This is a genomic window from Ruegeria denitrificans (genome assembly GCF_001458295.1).
In the GTDB taxonomy this organism is placed as follows: domain Bacteria; phylum Pseudomonadota; class Alphaproteobacteria; order Rhodobacterales; family Rhodobacteraceae; genus Ruegeria; species Ruegeria denitrificans.
Genome location: NZ_CYUD01000005.1, coordinates 336,930 through 354,816 on the forward strand (window position 1 = coordinate 336,930; position 17,887 = coordinate 354,816).

The 17,887-nt window shown below is 53.2% G+C and carries 12 protein-coding genes and 1 tRNA gene; 5 read left to right on the forward strand and 8 right to left on the reverse strand.

The genetic code is table 11. The features are described from left to right. Window positions 1–8: 8 nt before the first annotated feature. Together RUE5091_RS10005 and RUE5091_RS10010 are read right to left on the reverse strand one after the other, a co-directional pair. Window positions 9–2,018: a dynamin family protein gene (locus RUE5091_RS10005; RefSeq protein WP_058281748.1), complete on the reverse strand. Its 2,010-nt coding sequence runs from the start codon at window positions 2,016–2,018 to the stop codon at window positions 9–11. Between the two features lie 3 nt (window positions 2,019–2,021). Then, window positions 2,022–2,438 carry a hypothetical protein gene (locus RUE5091_RS10010; RefSeq protein ID WP_058281749.1) on the reverse strand — a complete coding sequence of 139 codons (417 nt, stop codon included), beginning with the start codon at window positions 2,436–2,438 and terminating at the stop codon, window positions 2,022–2,024. 739 nt (window positions 2,439–3,177) lie between these two features. On the opposite strand from RUE5091_RS10010, the gene RUE5091_RS10015 reads away from it, so the two are divergent. Then, window positions 3,178–3,262 (forward strand) — tRNA-Leu (locus RUE5091_RS10015). 125 nt (window positions 3,263–3,387) lie between these two features. On the opposite strand, the gene RUE5091_RS10020 is transcribed toward RUE5091_RS10015, so the two are convergent. Both RUE5091_RS10020 and RUE5091_RS10025 read right to left on the reverse strand, forming a co-directional pair. Then, window positions 3,388–3,918, reverse strand: a complete 531-nt coding sequence (locus RUE5091_RS10020; RefSeq protein ID WP_058281750.1) for a GNAT family N-acetyltransferase — start codon at window positions 3,916–3,918, stop codon at window positions 3,388–3,390. Between the two features lie 287 nt (window positions 3,919–4,205). Beyond that, window positions 4,206–7,577: an AAA family ATPase gene (locus RUE5091_RS10025; RefSeq protein ID WP_058281751.1), complete on the reverse strand. Its 3,372-nt coding sequence runs from the start codon at window positions 7,575–7,577 to the stop codon at window positions 4,206–4,208. A 436-nt stretch (window positions 7,578–8,013) separates the two neighbouring features. Here RUE5091_RS10025 and RUE5091_RS10030 point away from each other — a divergent pair, with 436 nt between their 5' ends. Continuing rightward, window positions 8,014–8,634, forward strand: coding sequence for a class I SAM-dependent methyltransferase (locus RUE5091_RS10030; protein ID WP_058281792.1), 621 nt, complete (start codon window positions 8,014–8,016; stop codon window positions 8,632–8,634). A 204-nt stretch (window positions 8,635–8,838) separates the two neighbouring features. Continuing rightward, window positions 8,839–10,548, forward strand: a complete 1,710-nt coding sequence (locus RUE5091_RS10035) for an adenylate/guanylate cyclase domain-containing protein (RefSeq protein WP_279385377.1) — start codon at window positions 8,839–8,841, stop codon at window positions 10,546–10,548. A 223-nt stretch (window positions 10,549–10,771) separates the two neighbouring features. Here the strand turns inward: RUE5091_RS10035 and RUE5091_RS10040 are convergent, their stop codons facing one another. Next, window positions 10,772–11,794, reverse strand: a complete 1,023-nt coding sequence (locus RUE5091_RS10040) for an AraC family transcriptional regulator (RefSeq protein ID WP_082643606.1) — start codon at window positions 11,792–11,794, stop codon at window positions 10,772–10,774. Window positions 11,795–11,895: 101 nt separating this feature from the next. Between RUE5091_RS10040 and RUE5091_RS10045 the strand changes: the two genes are divergently transcribed. Together RUE5091_RS10045 and RUE5091_RS10050 are read left to right on the forward strand one after the other, a co-directional pair. After that, complete coding sequence (locus RUE5091_RS10045; protein WP_112297163.1) at window positions 11,896–13,410, forward strand: DUF1214 domain-containing protein; 1,515 nt, start codon at window positions 11,896–11,898, stop codon at window positions 13,408–13,410. 159 nt (window positions 13,411–13,569) lie between these two features. Beyond that, on the forward strand, window positions 13,570–15,558 hold the full coding sequence (locus RUE5091_RS10050) for a DUF1214 domain-containing protein (RefSeq protein ID WP_082643607.1): 1,989 nt from the start codon (window positions 13,570–13,572) through the stop codon (window positions 15,556–15,558). 656 nt (window positions 15,559–16,214) lie between these two features. On the opposite strand, the gene RUE5091_RS10055 is transcribed toward RUE5091_RS10050, so the two are convergent. The 3 genes from RUE5091_RS10055 to RUE5091_RS10065 all read right to left on the reverse strand — a co-directional run bounded on the left by RUE5091_RS10055 (window position 16,215) and on the right by RUE5091_RS10065 (window position 17,742). Further along, a complete protein-coding gene (locus tag RUE5091_RS10055) occupies window positions 16,215–16,850 on the reverse strand; it encodes a hypothetical protein (RefSeq protein ID WP_058281754.1) in 636 nt (211 codons plus the stop codon). A 31-nt stretch (window positions 16,851–16,881) separates the two neighbouring features. Then, window positions 16,882–17,205 carry a hypothetical protein gene (locus RUE5091_RS23585; RefSeq protein WP_243470756.1) on the reverse strand — a complete coding sequence of 108 codons (324 nt, stop codon included), beginning with the start codon at window positions 17,203–17,205 and terminating at the stop codon, window positions 16,882–16,884. Window positions 17,206–17,400: 195 nt separating this feature from the next. Continuing rightward, the gene (locus RUE5091_RS10065; protein WP_058281755.1) at window positions 17,401–17,742 is read right to left on the reverse strand and encodes a hypothetical protein; all 342 of its coding nucleotides are present in this window, start codon (window positions 17,740–17,742) and stop codon (window positions 17,401–17,403) included. Window positions 17,743–17,887 lie beyond the last annotated feature (145 nt).

Below are 17,887 nucleotides of genomic sequence, written 5' to 3' on the forward strand. Positions count from 1 at the left end.
GTCGCTACTTATGCTGCCTCGTTACTAAGATCTTTCAGGATGTCGCCCAGGATATCGTCGCGCGATTTCTTGGGCGTCAGACCCGCCATCAAAGCGGCCTGGCCTGGGTCTTGTTCGGCCGAGGCCGAGATATTCAGTAGGGTTTCAGCCTGCTCGCGCAGGAAATCCGACAACCCGGCCCGGACGTTTTCCAGGACGGCCGCGATCTGATTTTCCTCAAGGTCCTTGGTGATCGAATTCGCCTCGGACGCGATCAGACGGGTGTAGTCGGCGGCATATGCCTCGAACCCTTTGCGACGTTGCCACCAGCGACGCCACCATGTGCTTTGCAAGTCCAACGCGATGGTGCGCCCGATGCCCAGCGGTGGTGGCACGCGGGGTACGATTGGTGCTTCGATGCTGAATTCGCCCAGATGGTTGCCCAGCAGCTTCTGATACAGCGCCTCAACATCTGTTGCTGCGGTACTGTAAAGCGCGCTGGCTTCTTTGCGCATCGACCGGGCAAAGCTGAAATAGGCCGCTTTTTGTAATGTACGCAGACCTGCAGGGTCATATTGCCAGGTGCCGTCCTCGCCATTTTGCTCGAGATGCGCGATCAGCGAGTCTGTCGCGCGTTTTACAAAGTTCGCTTCGGACGATTTCAGACGTTCCAGAACTTTGTCGCGCAGTGTGGTCGTCAGTTCAGCTGCTTTCTTGTCATATTCTTTGGTTACCTTGGCGATGGCTTCTTCGGGTGGCACCCCGTCCAGATCCCGCACAACGCCTTGCCCGTCTGACAAATTCTTGGCCACTGCGGTTGCCCGAATTTGGCTTGCGATATTGCGAGCCCGATGCCGGACACGATCCAGCAGGCGCGTTCCTGCCCCGTCAGCAATCCGTTCATTCATCGCCAGCAACAGGTCAGGCAGGCCCGACAAAGCCCAGATTTTATCCAGCGACGGGGCCTGATCACCAAACCCTGCGGCCAGATAGAACGTGTTCAGAGCTTCCCGCGACTCTTCCGTAAGGATGTCAGGGTTGCCGGTCAGGGCGGCTTCGGCCCAAAGGGCGCTGCCGAACACAACGCTGGTGTTGGCGTCGATATTGTTCTGTTTCAGCGTGTCCTGAATGCGGTCGCGAATTTCGGGCACCTGATTGACCGGATCGGACAATTCGTCGATGCGGTTCACAAACAAAATAATCTGTCGGTTTTCGAACTGTGCGATGATCCGCATCAGAGCCATGTCCATGGTGGTCAACGCCTGGCTGGCGGCCAAAACAACGACACAGACTTCAGATCCGCGCAGGCTGCGCAGTGTGATTTGCTCGCGCACCATAAAGGTATCGTTGACACCGGGTGTGTCGCAGAGCTTCAGCGAGATCGGGTATTGCGGAATGTCCATGAACAGTTCCGCCGATTTGGTGACGTCGGCAAAGCGCCCGGTTTTCGGATTGATATCCGGATCGTCTTCATCGCCCAAACAGACATAGCGCTGGATCAGCTCATCGTCGAAATAATCATACTGGTGGCTTTGTCCCAGGATCAGGTCGAAATGCTGACCCAGACGGGATTCGGATTTGGCCTTCATCTCGCCGATCTGACGGCGGATATCTTCCATTTCGTCATCAGCCCCGGCGCGGTTGGCCAGCTCACCCAAACGGCCGCCACCGACCATCAGGCTGTCCCATTCTTCCTGTTCGAAAAAGGTGAACTTGGCCCTTTTGTCGCCTTCGGTACGGGTGTTGATGTTCAGTGTGGTCACCACCGAGGTCCACGGGTTCACATCCGATGGCAGCAGGGCAGGGCGCCCGGCCAGAATATTCACGATCGAGGATTTGCCTGCCTTGACCTGCCCGACCAGTGTCACACTGGCCGTAAAATTCTCCATCTTCGTCTTGAGCGTAGCAAGACGCGCTGAGGATCGCGCATCCGCCACCTCTGTCAATTGGTCGATCTGCGTAGACAGCGCAGTCATGGCCGAGGTCATCGGCGTCAGCGCCTCGTTTCCTACGGACAGAAGATGGTCGTTTCGGGCCATAGATCAGCCTCCGGTTCCAGTGGCAGCGATGGGGTGGTGGTCCTGACCGTCATGAGAGCTGGTCAAAATGTCGATCCGGGCAATCAGATTCAGCGCGTTGCCCAAAATTGCGGCCTCGTCACTGGGTGATATCGACTCATAGGCCTGGGAATCAGCAAGCACTTCGATCGAACTAAACTGGTCACAGTTTTCCAACAGGGCCAGACGACGTCCGGTCGGGAAGCTTTTTGATTTGGTCTTGGGCAGCGGCATGCGGGAATTGGCCAGCAGGTAGTGACCCCCGGAATGTGTGCGCAATGACACACCAAAGCCAGTGTTCGGGTGATCCCTGTTCAGGGACTTCAGTTCACCAAGAAAACTTTCGCGGGCAAGGCCAACGGCGTCTTGCTCAGTAGCAGCAGCGTTCATCATATTGGTCATGGCTAAGACCCTCGTATTCGAGTTGAGCAAAAAGAAACTCGTACTATGCCCGTGGGCAAAAAGACTCGTTAACACCCGCTGTCCATCATTGTTGGTAAGGCGGTGTTATTTTGACGCGAATAAGATTTTTTGGCGTTTGAATTGTGGCGCAAATATGGTGCTAGGCTGATAAATGGCTCAACTCCTGGTCGAGTTTCAGCGCCGACTCGATTTCAAGGCCTTGGATCAAGTGGTGTATACGCCGTCAGAAGTTGGCTTGCTTTCGTCATCTAGATAGTAAGTAACATTATGATTTTTAGAAATTTTATTATGACGTTGGAGTTTACTACCCGGTTGAATCTTTGTCTTTGTTAAAGCCCCAAGTACTCAAGGTACTTTGAAATATCTTTCCCGCACGCAATCTACTCAACGTAAGCGAGTTAAACTTTCTTGTCAGATTTGGAGTGTTCATAAATTAACAACAATTGAAAAACGATAATTCTTCGAAAGTCATCGAATCTACTCAATTCCACCAAGTTGAGAATTAACTAAATCTCAATAGGATCAGGGGCCGACGACTTGGATATTGTCTTTAGCCCCTTGTGAGCCACGATGTGGCACGGCTGGTGTGACGCAAAAATTTGTCCGGATTGTTGCGGAATCTTGGTCAATAAAACTTTGTCGCAGGCGAATTTCCCTCTCGCACTTGTCCACGGCCTTTGTTATTGAGCACGTCAATCCGGTACTTCGGTCCGGTCGTGCGGGTGTGGCGAAATTGGTAGACGCACCAGATTTAGGTTCTGGCGCCGCAAGGCGTGGGGGTTCAAGTCCCTCCACCCGCACCAAAAAATTACCAAAAATTATTCAATTACAAAGAGTTATATGATTATATCTGCTGTTAGCCCCACTAACAGGCCAACTTTGATTTTGTGATGGAATGCACGAATCTCTGGTCTACGAACTCGGAGAGCTATGGCAAACTTTCTGGCCCGGGATGACGCCAGATTTGCATCGCTCCAAGCACAGGGTGATGAAAAGGCGCCTCAAATTTAGCGCCCAAGCGTTTTGCCAGGGCAAAAGATCGGGGATTGTTATCGACGATCAAGCTGATTGCGGTCGTCCAGCCGAAAGTTGAATACGCAAATTCGCGAGCCGCAAGCGAGGCTTCGAAAGCGATGCCCTTACCCTCGCCGCCTTCGAAGACTGACCAAGCAACTTCAGGCTCAGGCCAACCTTCGGGAAACCACAACCCTACCACCCCAAAAGGCTCATCAGATAAGCGGTCTGCGACGATCCAACGACCAAATCCACGCAGAACCCAATGGCCAAACAGTTCACCGAATTGAGCATAGACCTCTGAGCGAGTGAAAGGACCGCCAACCGTCACAGCCCGTTCAGACATTCGGAACTCGGCGAATGGCTCGAAATCAGACGCCAGCGGTGCGCGAAGGCGTAGCCGCTGTGTTTCGAGAATTGGGATATCTACCAAGTGCGGTGTCATGTTTTCTCAGACGCTGATTGTCTTAATACCACTCATTATAAGCTTCAGGCTATGTCTGCTTTGGGCTCACAGCGGACATTCGTCGCAGGGTAGTCTCATGGCAGCTATGCGGACATTGCTGCCATCCGCATTTTTACTCCAAAGGACCGCAGTCAGCCCAAAGCCGGCCTTCACTCTAGGATCTTCAACAGGCTCAAAGCGGATAAACCAGCCGCACAAAAATCAACAAGTGATTCAGAAACCGTCGTTTGGAAACGTTCGCCACTCCCGCAACGAAGGGAGGTGCTTTACTGTTTGAGTAGAGCATTGGCGTCCAAAAAATCAGGTGTCTCAAAGCCTTCAGAAAACCAGCTGCAAATTGGTGCCAGTAGTGATCTTGCCCGGGACTCGCAGTTTTGGTCTCGCCACAGTAAAGCAAGACTGGTAGCTGCTCGTAACTCCAGTGATTTTGCATGTTGCGCGTGCGCTCGATCAATCGCCTTTTGAAACTGCAGTTCCGCGCTAGCAGCGTCACCAGATTCTAAGTGTAGGATGCCTTTTAACCGTTCCAGCTCAGCAAGGAAAAAGCGTTCTTGGTTTGAAGATCTAATAGCTTTGGCTTCTTCCATGGCAGCCCATGCCGAGTCAAAGTGGCATGCGTCAATGCAGCTTGCAGAAAGGAAAGCAAGCCATTGAGTATCACCAAGCCCCGCGCCCGTTTCGTGCCATTTTTTCAGCCCGGTTCTCAACTGGTCCAAACCCTCCTCATACTCTCCCAACCCACATAGAGCGCGGCCCCGGCACATTCCTCCAAAGGCAAGCCAAGCCGCCAGACCATGTTTCCGGGCGTGCGTGACGGCCGCTTCAGATGCGGACAGAGAAGCCGCGAACTCCCTGCGGTGATTGAGAATAACAGCCTTGAAGCTCAGCGCCCAACCGACACAATGGCTGACCGACAGACCTTGGCTGAAAGAGAGCCCTTCTTCTGCCATATGGATGGCACTGTCTGGGAACCCGCTCAACCACAAATTCCAGGCTGAGTACAACCTACAAATAACACCAGCGCTATCGCCATGAATCGCAACTTCTTCCCGACGTTGCCGTTCGCAAAGAGCGTCGTCTATTTCTATACCCGCTTGAAGGTGTTTCGCAGCTTCCTTGGATTGGCCTACGAAGAATAGGCTCGTGCCGAGCACTCTGTGTCCAAGTGCACGCCGCTGCGCATTGCCCTCTTGTTTAGCGAGAGAACCCAGCTTCTCTGCAAGGTTCAAAGCGTGTCGGTGTTCTCCTCTGGAGAGGCGATAGTTCCAATACCCCCTCAGAATTGGGAACAAGTCTTCCGTTCGGCCAAGGCGGTCACAAAGTTTGCGCGCTCGCTGATACGCCCTCCTCACTTCCGGCGCTGTCCAGCCCTTTGAGAATGTCAGAGGGACAGCCAATTTGGATTGTAGCTCTAACTCAACCTCCATCTTTCTGGTTGGATGATCAATGGCGGGAACCAATTTCAACCCAATGTTAAAATGCGCTATAGCCTCCACGTTTGAAGAACGAGCTATCGCTTTCTCACCGGCTTTGATCCAGAATTTAATCGAGGCATCATGCTTGCCTGCTTCCAAAAGATGGTAGGCCAATGTTTCTGGCCTTTTGTCCGCAATCTCTGGACGCATTGTTTCGATTACCTCTGCTGAAAGAGCGTGCAATCGTCGCCGTTTCGCCTTCAGCAAAGACGCATACGCAGTGTCACGGACTAGCGCATGCTTAAATTCATACTTCGCGTGAGGCGGTTTTCCCCGTTGTTGAAGCAGCCCAGCGCCCACGAGTCGAGCCAATTCTAGTTGCAATTCCTCATCTTCAATTGAAGAAACAGCAAGCAGCATTTCATAGTCGAATTCTCGACCAAGTACGGCACCAAATTGCGCTATCATTCGTAATTTGGGAGACTGGTCCAATCTTGCCATGAGGGAGTCCTGCAACGTTGCTGGGACAGCTGTATCCGACAGCTGGCCTTTTAACTCGAAACGTCCATTTCGCTTTTGTACGAAACTCGCTTCCAACATCGCTTTGGTAAGTTCTTCGACAAAAAGTGGCACTCCGTCAGTCTTGCCCACGATATGCTCGACCATTTCCTGAGGCAGTTGATCTCCTCCAGTTTGCAAATTTATCAGGTTTTCGACTTCAGTCCTCTTCAAACGATCAAGGACAATTGGGCGCATGCATCGGCGGCTTGGCCAGTGCGGTTTAAATTCCGGGCGAAAGGTGAGGATATTGAGGATTGGAGCATTTGTAGATTTTTCGAGTTGGAACGCCAACAACTCCAATGTTGACGGGTCCGCCCAATGCAAGTCTTCCCAAGCCAAAATGACCGGTCTTTTACTGGCCTCGTCCAAGAGCCAAACAACGATTGCTTTCATCGTTTGCAATTTTTGCTGCTGCGGTGCCAGTCTTGTTGGCGGATACCTGTCGTCAGGAAGCGGAATCGACAACAATGAGGCTAGCAAAGGTATCACTTCAATCAACGGTAAGTTTAGACCGCGAAGAGCTCCTTCCAGTTTTGCCAACTTGCCATTGGCTCCATCTTCGCGGGCAAATCGCAACACGTGCTCCAAGTGGACGATAAGAGGGTAAAATGGACTGGTTGTATGATGGGGTGAGCAGCTGATCGTTATCCGTGCGTAGTCCGTTCCGTCAAACTCTTCGCGCATTGCTTCTAACAATCGGGATTTCCCTATCCCAGGCTCCCCGCTTATCAAAACAACCTGACTTGTACCTTCCCGACTCAACTGCCAAGCACGATTTAACAGGTCTAATTCATGTTTGCGCCCGACAAATGGACTGAGAGTACCGGAGTGTGCTGACTTAAACCGAGTCTCGGCTGCAGGCTCACCGACCACCCGCCAAGTCGCAACGGGTTTTTCAAATCCCTTGAGTCGGCGTGCCCCAAGTGCTTCAAAATCCAGCGCACCCCCGATTAGTTTGTGGGTAAAGGCATCTGTCACTACTTGGCCTGGTAAAGCCACATTTAGCACCCGGGCAGCCAAGTTAGGAGTTTCACCGACAACAGCATCCTTTTCTGTCGTGGTTTCGCCTACTATGTCGCCGATTACGACCTTTCCGGTGGCTACTCCGACTCTGGCTGTAAGTGCTTGGCCGGAAACACTTTCTAAAGATTTCACCGCTTTTGTGACAGCCATTCCTGCGCGAACAGCACGCTCCGCTTGGTCCTCATATGCGCGCGGCCAGCCAAAGAAAGCGAGTACTCCATCGCCGAGAAACTTGGCAACATGGCCTTCGAAACGGGCAACCAAACCGGCCACTGTGTCCTGATACCGTCGCATAACTTCATGCAGGTCTTCTGGATCGAGCTGTTGTGAGAGTGCTGTTGAGTCAACCAAATCGCAAAACATTACAGTCAGTTGTCGTCGCTCGGCATCAGCCGTACGCATGGACGTTGACCTAATTCCCAAGCTCGTGGTTTCTGACGGTTCAGCTCTTTTTTCAACAAGAGCAGCGATGGCGTGCGACAACGACTTGCGATCGCCCATGGCTTCAACACCTAGTTCGATTAAATCATCTTCACCGAGGTATGGTAGGTGCTCAAATTTGATCCTGTTTTTGGCGAAGGATTCACTGTATTCGCCAAGGCCCAATTGTTCGAGCCACTCACCGACGTTATGAGACATGACTGCCTCTCGGACAGTTGAAGTGACTCCAGTCTAATAGGTTTTTGCTCTTCAAGCTATCTTGGCTAGGGGCGCGACCTTGTTGGGCAATGGAAAGTTGACCGCGCCCTCCTCCGTCAAGCCCAGCAAGGCCATGAGATTCTTGCGATTTCGTCATTTCCGTAGCAAAATTGCTGCACCGTGAACAAACGGTAAGAAAACGGAAGCTGTATCGCAGCGCTAACCATCTCGATGAAAGTCTCCTGTGGGCTGCCCGCAGGACTTTGCAAAGTCCGCTTTCTGCGCATTGTTGTCATTCGGGCATCGCGCAGCATCGGTCAGAGTGGGCTCGAAGCAGCCATTCGCTGCTCTGCGGCTGAACGGCCGTTCTGCGGACATTGCAGTCATTGACCTAAAGTTACATGATCACCACCTGAAGGGCTTAAGTGGAGACACCATGGCAGACGAGAGAGTGAGCCACTGGGAGGAGGTCTACCGCGAGAAAGACGATACCCAGCTGAGTTGGCATCAGGATGATCCCTCGATCTCGTTGGAGCTCTGCGACGTGGTCGGCGTCGATAATGCCTCCTCCGTGATAGACATAGGCGGAGGCACTTCACGCTTCGCAGAACGCCTGATCGAAAGAGGGCTGAGCGACGTTTCTGTGCTCGATTTATCCAAAGCTGCGCTTGATCGATCTCGTGGACAACTTGGCGCCGTAGGCGAGCAGATTGAATGGATCGCAGCCGATGTCACAACCTGGAGCCCGGAGAGAAGCTATGATCTATGGCACGATCGCGCCGTATTTCATTTCCTTGTCGATGCGGACGACCGTTCCGCCTACCGGGACCAGTTGTACCGCTGCCTTCTCCCAGGTAGCCATGCGATTATCGCAACGTTTGCGCTCGACGGTCCGGAGAAGTGCAGCGGTTTGCCAATCATTCGCTATGATCCAGAGGGGCTATGCGAGGTATTAGGCGATCGTATTTCTCTGGTCACGCATCGGAAGCACACACACCATACTCCCTGGGGAAGCTCTCAGTCCTTCCAATTCAGTTTGTTACGCGTGGGCCAGTAGCGCTGCTGTTGCGCTGCTAATGCGCTTTGGCACGACTGTGACATCCAATGGCCTTGCTCATGCCTTCGGTGCAACTTTACTCATCCGGCGGCCGTCTTGCGGACGAAGTCGCCCTTCGGTTTCTTTCCAAGCCTGCGCATGATAATCTTTGATAATTGCACTTTGCTCGGAGGAGGATGACCTCTGAAACGCAGGCTGACCGCCATACTAGCAGCCGATCTGGTTGGGTATTCCCGCCTTATGAACTCGGATCAAAGCGGAACGCTCAGCGCGTTGCGAGAGCTTCGATCTGGGCTTTTTGACCCTTCTGTAGTCGCGCATCGCGGCAATTTAGTGAAATGCATGGGGGATGGTTGGATAGTCGAGTTTCCATCAGTCTCTGACGCTGTGACCTGTGCTGTCGCCATTCAGAACTCTTTGGCCAGCGAGAATACGCTGAAGTTGAGAATTGGGATACACACAGGTGAAGTCGTTTTCGAGGAGGATGATGTCTTTGGTAACGGCGTTAACGTCGCCGCTCGTTTGGAAGCGCTTGCCGAAGCCGGGCAGGTTCTTATCTCCGGCTCCGCCTATGAATGCCTGGACAGCAAAACGGCTTGCGCGTTCCAAGGCGGAGAAAACCGTGAGCTTAAGAACATTGATCGACCGGTGCCAGTCTGGTGGTGGGGGAACGCCGAGTCTGTAGATCCGCTTGATGATTTTGAACCGCCTGGGTCCCCTGACGGAACTGCAATCGCCGTATTGCCATTTGACAACATTTCAGGCGACCCCGAACAGGAATATTTTTCGGACGGGTTGTCCGAAGACATAATTACTGCTCTGTCGAAACACCACTGGCTCGAGGTCGTCGCGCGCAACACGACCTTTGCCTACAAGGGAAAATCCCCGAATGTTCGGCAGCTCGCCGATGACTTGGACGCCGACTACGTTGTCGAAGGCTCGGTCAGGAAAGCGGGTGCGCGTATTCGAGTCACGGTTCAGCTGATTGACGCATCGACTGGCAACCACGTGTGGGCGGAAAAATATGACCGTCAGTTGGAAGACATCTTCGATGTTCAGGACGAGATCACGGAGACAATTGTTGGCAGACTGGAGCCCGAGGTCGGAAATGCGATCCGGCGCAAGTTAGAAGATTCGCCGCGCCGAAACCCCCATGCCTGGGACTGCTATCATCTTGGGCTTGCGCACTTTTACAAGTTTACTGCCGTAAGCAACCGTGAAGCTCAGAGGTTGTTTCTCCAAAGTCGCGAACTGGACCCCAGTTTTCCCGAGGCACATGCTTGGTGGGCCTATGCCACGATTCTCGGGATGGTGTATTGGGACACGGAACCGGATTCTGCCCTTATGGACGAAGCGCTGGCTGCCGCACGCACCGCCGTTTCAATGGATAACCAGAATGCGCTGCTCTACATGCTGATGGGCAGAGTCCAATTGGCCCGCCGGGAATACCGCAGCGCGCTGGCTGAGAATGAAACCGCAATCAAATTGAACCCGACGCTGGCCCCAGCATATTGCGGATTGGGAGACTCACTTTCCTATGAGGGACGATACGAAGAGGCGATTGCTAATTTCGAGAAAGCCGTGGAGATGAGCCCCAACCATCCGCAGCTTTGGGCTTTTCTGAGTTATGGCGCGCTGACTCTGCTTTTCGATCACCAGTTCGAGAAAGCTCTGGACTGGGCAGAGCGGGCTCGCGATGTACCAAATTGCCAATACTGGGCTACCGCGCATGCAGTCGTGGCGCTTGCCAATCTCGGCCGGGACAAAGATTTGGCGAAGATGGTGCATAACTTAATGGTGCAAGAGCCGAAATTCTCGCGGTCATTCGCAAAAAAGAAGCTGTTCTATCTGAAGCGGGACGATCAAATGGAACTTTACCTTGAAGGGCTTGCAAAGGCAGGTATCCCGGCCTGATTTTTCCTGTGATCGGCCCTAGCTTTGCCGCTTGTCTTGAATGCGTGCGTCAGGTCAAGCCGAATGACCGCAAAGGGTTCGAAGCCGTCTTTCGCCGCACGCGGTATGAATGACCACTCTGCGGACGAAACCGCCATTCGCCGCAATGCCGCAATGCAAGCTGGGACTAATGGCATCAGGTCGAGATTTTGTCGCGCTTGCAAAGCATTCTCATCAATAGCCATCAAGACCAATCGCCTAGGTTCTTACGGTATTCGGTTGGAGAAATGCCTCTCGCATTTTTAAACGCGCGGCTAAAATTATTGGCTGCGTCGTATCCCAGATCAGAAGCAATTCCGGAAATCGTATACGATGGAATGGCAAGCAATTCCGTGGCCCTGTTTATGCGCACTTCATTCACGATCTCGCGAAATCCGATACCTTCTTTCTCAAGCTTGCGCTGCATCGTCCGTACACCAAGGTCGAGGGCCCGCGCCGCCGTTTCAATGGAGATATCATTCAAGTTAAGTTTTTGCCGTGCAATCTCCGCAACTTGATCACGCAAGGTTTGGGGCGGGCCTCCGAAGCGTTCTCTAGCAATATCCTGAACGGTTATTAGTGCGTTTTTTGGTGAAAATTGTAAGGTTTCAGATTGCAGGCAGGAGTTGTCAAACTCCACACCAAGCCTTGGAGCATTCCAAATGATCGGGCACCCAAAGGTGTCTTCGACCTCGTGCGCTTTCCGAACTTTCGGGAAATCCAGCAAAACCGCTGACGGGTTCCACCCCCCTCCCAGATAGGTCCGAAAAATGCTCAAGAAAACACCGATCGCCGAGAACCCGATGTCTGCGTAAGCGCGATGCGGACGCAACCCGAATTCATAATAATAAAATGAGGTGTCACCATCCGTCTCAAGCCACGCACGGTCGGTGGAAGAGTGAAATGGCATGACTGCAGACGCGCGGGTCAAAGCATCTCTCAGTTTTGGGGCTGACAATACGTATTGCCCCCATGCTCCATAGTCGGCAACGGTCAGGAACGGTGCCCAGAGCAATCCGATGTTTTGTTGTCCCGCTGAACGTGCTGCCTCATGCATAAACGTCGCCAGCGAATACTCCGATATGTATCCATCGCGCTCGTCGACAAATTGAAGTGGTAAATCTGCAGCGTCAAAGGCCTTTGCAAGCCTCTTTTCACCGGCAACCTCCACTACGAACTGAGGCATTGCTCCGAGTGCTTTAGCAGAAATCATCGCAGGTAACGCCATAATATATTTCCCAAAAATCTGCAGTGTTGACGTGAAATGATACGCATTCCAATCGCAAATGTGCAATCAAAAGGCGAAGTATGTCTTGGGGGGGGATATTCATGTCCAATAAACGCAACGTGTTAAGCCAAAGCTTGCTGAAGCATATTCTTGCCATTGTAGTCGGCTCGATGGTCGCAACAACGTCGGTATTTGCGCAATCTTTCAATGATACGGGTGATATTCTGGCACGGTCCAGCGAAGTCGAAGACATCGAGTACCAAATCATGGTGCAGCGCGCCACTCAGACAGCAATCTGGGGCATGCCTGCCGCTGGCATGATCGACTTCCTAAAAGGTATTCGCCGGGATCTAGGCGGCGATTACAATGACATTGTTTACCTCAACAAGCCGTTTGACTCCAAACACGGGTTTCTGACCGCCAATGATGTGACCGCCTATGCCTGGGCCTCAATGACTTCAGAGCCCGGTCCCCTCGTTATCGAAGTTCCCGCCGCGACCGAAAAGGTCAATTACTTCGGCACCATAGTGAACGCTTGGGACGTGCCGATCGCCGACGTGGGGCCAGACGGATTTGATGAGGGAGCCGGTGGCAAGTATCTAATGCTTCCACCTGACTATGATGGCGAAATGTCGATCGAAGACCTGACCGAAGCAGGGTTTCTACCGTTCGAAACCGACACATACGAATACGGATTTTCATTCCGGCCAAAGCTCACCAATGGTGGAACAGATGCTGATGCGGCCGAATACGCGCAGACAATCAAAGTCTACTACCTGTCCGAAGCCGACAACCCGCCGGCGAACACTTATCATGAAGCGTCGGATGTACCCTATGACTCGCTGCCGTACTACAACGAAACCTTCTTTCAAGATCTGAACGACTACGTCCAAAACAACCCGGTCCGTCCTCAGGACAAGGTCATGGTGAGTCTTCTGAAGGATCTAGGCATCGAGAAAGGCAAGCCCTTCGAGCCAAACGAGCGGCAAGTGCAGGCAATGGAAGAGGGGTTGTTGTTGGCCTATGCTTCGATGCAGCATTACTTCGTGACACCCGGCAAGGCGATGCTACCGCTTTGGGTCGACGAAAATAATGAGCTCAGGTCCCAATGGCTGATCTGGGATTTCGCCGAGGGCCAGGCGGAGCTGGGGTTTCCATATGAAACAGACACCGAGGTTCTCGTCGATGCGCGTGCAGGCGGCAGCTACTTCTGGATCACATACCTGCCCAAGCAACTTGGCGGTGGAACATTCTACCTGACCGGTTTGCGGGACAGCGATGGCGAAATGTACGACCACAATCTGACTTACAAGCTGAACGTTCCGGCGGACACTCCGGCCGAGGATTTTTGGTCAGTCATAGTCTACTCGATGGAGACCAAGAGCTTCATCCGAAATGTTGAACCTGTGGGCCTTTCAGAGCGTGATACCGACACTATGCAAGTCAACGATGACGGTTCGTACGACATCTACTTTGGCCCAGAAGCACCAGAGGGACAGGAAAGTAACTGGATACCAACTACTGAACCGTACTTCCTTTTGTTCCGCCTCTACGGCCCGGAGGAAGGGTGGCTTGAAAGCGGCTGGCAATTGCCAGACTTGGAAAAGGTCAACTAGCTGAACGGCTTCGCAATTGAGTATGGGCGCTGATCCGTATTGGCACCAACCCATCGATCAGCAATCGGAGAGGCGTCGCATTCCTAGGAACGACGTTTCTCCAAAAGCAAAGCCAAAGTGTTGTGAAAAAAGTCAACGAAAAAAAGGGGGAGAACCAGAATGATAAGCTTAAAGACTGGTCTGACTGCGATGGTACTTGCGCTCGCAGTTACGGCGGGACCGATTAAGGCGCAACAGTTCGGCCAAGAAAGGGCGCGAGCGGTTGGTGAGCTTACGGATGCCGCCGTAGTATCCGCTCTGCGCGAAGATGGTCGCGTCTCGATGAGCGGCGGATTTTTTGAAACCGACAGCGACGCACTGAGTGGCACATCGCCAGAAGTGTTGTTCAAGGTCGCAAGTGCAATGGCGACATTGCCGGAAATGCGACTGGCGATCGTGGGGCATACAGACTCAGTGGGCGATTTCACCTACAACATCGACCTTGCTGAGCGCAGAGCTACGGCCGTACGCAATGCACTGATGGCTGAGCCCTACAACGTAGCAGCGGAACGACTGGTCGCAATGGGAGCAGGTCCAATCGCGCCGGTTGCATCAAACCTGTCGGATGAGGGACGTGCATTGAACCGTCGTGTGGAATTTGTGTTGCTCGATGAAGAACTCATGGAGCAAGGAGGCACAGTTCAAAACGAAATTGCACTGCCTTCACAATCAGACGCGGAATATGCTGCAAAAGTACCCGAGAACGTTCTGACGCCAGACCAAGTTGAAACCAATACACTCGGGACTTTGGAGTTCTTTGACGGAATGCCTTCACCAGACACGGTTCAGAAGACATTCGACAACCTCGACCTTGTGAGAGCGACCACTGCTTTCCTCGACGGAATGAAGATCGCGTCGCTTCGGGGTATGTTTCAGGGGTACGAGGATTTGGGTGCGCAACCCAATGATGTTGTGATTGCGGAAACACTTTTGGATGCGCGTTCGATCTGGCTCACACCGAATACGACAACAATATACATTGGTTCCAATGTTGATGTTTCTGAAGGCCCGATGGTCATTGAAGTACCGGCTGGTTTGCTTGGACTGTTGGACGATGCCGCCTTCGAATATGTCGCCGACATTGGGGCTCTCGGCGCTGACAAGGGTGAAGGTGGCAAATACCTTTTACTACACAACGACGATGACACAGTTGTGCCGGAAGGATACTTCGAGCTGCGTACAAAAACCTATGAACATTGGTTGCTGTTGCGTCGATCGCCTGGGCCAGACGGAGACACGGCAGGGCCGGTTGCCGAGATCAAGGCGGGGTTGAATGTCTACCCACTGAGCGAAGCTGAAAACCGGCCCGCCGAGACCTTTATCAATATGTCAGGTACACAACACAACACCGTACACGCCAACAACGAAGACTTCTTCGAAGAGATACATGTGGCGCTCGACAACAATCCGATTGGCGCATTCTCGCCCGAGATCGTCGGAACCTTCGCGTCCATTGGAATCAAAAAGGGAGAGCCCTTTGAGCCAGACGCACGTATGCAAGGAATTTACAGAGAGGCGGCAGCAATCGCGAATGCGACAGCGCGCTCAATCACGTACGCCTCTCGAGATCCCGGCGTATTCTTCTATAAAGACCGGCGGTGGAACTCTCCTTTCCAGCGGCAAAGCTACCTCTTTCTCGAAGACGGCGCACGCATACTCGATGACCGGACATATTTCTTCTACATGGCCACAGGCATCACTCCTGCGATGACCTCACCGCCAGTGGGGTCGGGCTCTGTCTATGCCATGACAGCGCGTGATATGAATGGCGAGTACTTGGATGGTTCGAAAACGTACAAGATTACGCTTCCAACACCTATTCCAGCAAAAAACTTCGTGTCGTTCATGCTCTACAGCGGCCAGACCCGTTCGATCCTTGAAACGGATCAGCAAGCTGGTGGTATCGATTCAAACCGCGAAGGCATCAAGCCTAATGAGGATGGAAGCTACACCATCTATTTCGGACCTGAAGCGCCCGAAGGTTGGGAAAACAACTGGGCAGAAACTGCGCCTGGGAGAAGCTTTAATGTAATGATGCGGCTATATGGGCCGCTCGAACCTTGGTTCGACAAATCGTGGAAGCCAGGTGATCTCGAATTGGTAGAGTAATTGATTAGGCAAAAACCTCGCCACTTTGAGTGGCGGGGCGATTACGGTATAGACAGCGCACGTTTGTTCTCGGCAGGTGCCAGCTTCCTTGCCCCGATTGCGAGCAACGAAACCGAAGAGGGCCGTGCGCTAAACCGACGCGTAGAACTCGTCAGAGCTCATTAAACAGTGAACGGGGCGCGTTGGCGCGTCCCGTTCAAATCCCTGCGTTGGTGCAACCAAGTAATTTTTAGTCTTGAGCCAAGGCATGTCTTTATTTTTCTGGCGGGCCTGTCGATCAAGTCGACTATTAGCAAAGGACGCGATTTCATTTCGGCTGGTTTGGGCTCTGAGCAGCCATTTGCTGCCTTTGGTGCAAATGTATGCTCTGCCTTCACTTTTCATTCCCTAATCAGTTGATCAATTTCTGTAGTTCCTTGTCGGCGCGGATCAGTTCGCTGATCGTTTTGCGGGTCCGCTCGGTACTTCGTGATCTTTCTCCGTGCTTCCACGACGGATGGCTTGACCCAGCAGCGTGCCCACCTCTAGCCCCATGCATGCGACAAACACTCCAGCCTCGAACGGCGGGTGCGCGGCACCGCATACCACTGGACTTCGCCGTGGCGGTGCATCTGGGCGCATCATTGAGCCGTTTAGTGGGGTCCATGAGGTTGTCGTCACTTTTTGTCATCGCCCCGCCCCCTGTTTTGGACGTTACCAACGATTGCCTGCCCACCTTCATTGACTTCAACGCGTTCGACCCGGACGGTTTGACCTGCCTTGGATCGATACCGTTTCAGGGTTTCAACCTGGCTCGTGAAGGTCCGTGCGAGTTTATTGAGTGCCCGCTCCGCTGAATCTTGCTGCGGGAGAGTTTTTACATGGTTCAGGCGCCGTGCCATCATCATCGTAGCCTGATGGATCGCACCCACTTGGATCGCAAGCATGGCTTCGATCTCGTCCTGCGGCTTAACCCCAGCAACAACCGACATCACAAAGTTCGATGCGGTCTCGGAGACAGAGCTATCCTGTTGCCCGAGTACGGCTACTTGGTCCATGACACCTTCGAAGAACCGGTAATCTACGGTGCCGAGCTCATGCATCGCCAAGGCACAGGCTGCGTTTGGGTCTTTCCCTTTGTGCCCGACGGTGAGCCGTCGCGTTTCTTCTTCGAAGTCCAACTTGATGTCCAGGGCCCGAACGCGTGATCTCTTCCGTTCCTTCAAATCCGCAATCGCATTGGTCTCCGTTTCGGTAAGCTCGGAGTTCTTTGTCTGCAGATCGCTGCCACTGTCTTTCTGTGTCTTGCTCATGTCCGCCTCGCGTAACAGGGAGTGGTTAGTATTAGTGTTCCGTTTCAGAACCGACGGACCGGCGAGAAACCGGCCTGACGGGTTCTGACTTGGAACCATTGGAAGTCTTTGGGTTCTCAAACGGAACTACAGAGGATGCTGACGGGTCCGTCTCAGAACCGCGTTTTGTTTTTTCGGGCTGCCAGAACCGCCAGTCATTGGTGGCGGCTTTATTACCGGATCGGGTCTGGGTCGCCTTGGCCGTCAACCGCCACTCGTGAGCCCGGCGATGGTACCAGTCACCTTCTTGCTCCAGCACAAGGAAACCTTTGTCCTGCAGATCCTCGAAAGCCCGCTGAACCGTGGTCTTGCCCAATCCCAGTATCTCTGCCCCTCGTTCATCGACAGAAACACCTTGCCGTTGTTGCCGCCATTGAAGCGGGTGTGAAGCTCCAGCCAGAGCTTCACTGCAGGTCCGGACAGGGCACGCCACGCCGGGGATTTGATCATTGCGTAAGACATAGGGACATATTGGCCCTCATCCGACCGTTTACCGTTGGGAGATCGACGCCTACTCATCGCGGCACCTCCGCTGGAAATGCTCGGGAAGGGCATCCAATTCCGGAGCGTCGCAGGCGATATACGCGCGGACGAGCCGGTTTAGGCCGGATTTGGACACACAGTACCCGAGTGTGTCCCACGCCGCTCCCCCGGCTGGAAACTGGGGCCTCTGGCGCTGAAACAGCCATTGGATACCGTCCCGACATTCGGCGACGCGGTAGATATCATGGCGAAAGAGCTCGCCGCTGTAGTTCTCAGCGGATTCCCGATGATCGGTTCGGGAAAGAGGGCCAGTGTCTGGCCCCATGTCGGGACTGACATCAATCAACTTGGAAAAGGACATTTCAACCATGCTCGATCCGTCCTTTCCGAATGATCACCCGTTCGACCGAATGGCTTCGGGGCGACCAGTAGTACCGGCGCTCGTTTTGTCTTGTCGGCGCGGGGCATCCTGTGGCATCAACTGAACTTGCTAGGGTGGCAGTTGATGTCACTGG

Bases quoted from the DNA above. Each gene is read 5' to 3' on its own strand.
- RUE5091_RS10005 (WP_058281748.1), bottom strand. From the start codon at position 2,018: ATGGCCCGAAACGACCATCTTCTGTCCGTAGGAAACGAGGCGCTGACG.
- RUE5091_RS10010 (WP_058281749.1), bottom strand. From the start codon at position 2,438: ATGACCAATATGATGAACGCTGCTGCTACTGAGCAAGACGCCGTTGGC.
- RUE5091_RS10020 (WP_058281750.1), bottom strand. From the start codon at position 3,918: ATGACACCGCACTTGGTAGATATCCCAATTCTCGAAACACAGCGGCTA.
- RUE5091_RS10025 (WP_058281751.1), bottom strand. From the start codon at position 7,577: ATGTCTCATAACGTCGGTGAGTGGCTCGAACAATTGGGCCTTGGCGAA.
- RUE5091_RS10030 (WP_058281792.1), top strand. From the start codon at position 8,014: ATGGCAGACGAGAGAGTGAGCCACTGGGAGGAGGTCTACCGCGAGAAA.
- RUE5091_RS10040 (WP_082643606.1), bottom strand. From the start codon at position 11,794: ATGGCGTTACCTGCGATGATTTCTGCTAAAGCACTCGGAGCAATGCCT.
- RUE5091_RS10045 (WP_112297163.1), top strand. From the start codon at position 11,896: ATGTCCAATAAACGCAACGTGTTAAGCCAAAGCTTGCTGAAGCATATT.
- RUE5091_RS10050 (WP_082643607.1), top strand. From the start codon at position 13,570: ATGATAAGCTTAAAGACTGGTCTGACTGCGATGGTACTTGCGCTCGCA.
- RUE5091_RS10055 (WP_058281754.1), bottom strand. From the start codon at position 16,850: ATGAGCAAGACACAGAAAGACAGTGGCAGCGATCTGCAGACAAAGAAC.
- RUE5091_RS10065 (WP_058281755.1), bottom strand. From the start codon at position 17,742: ATGGTTGAAATGTCCTTTTCCAAGTTGATTGATGTCAGTCCCGACATG.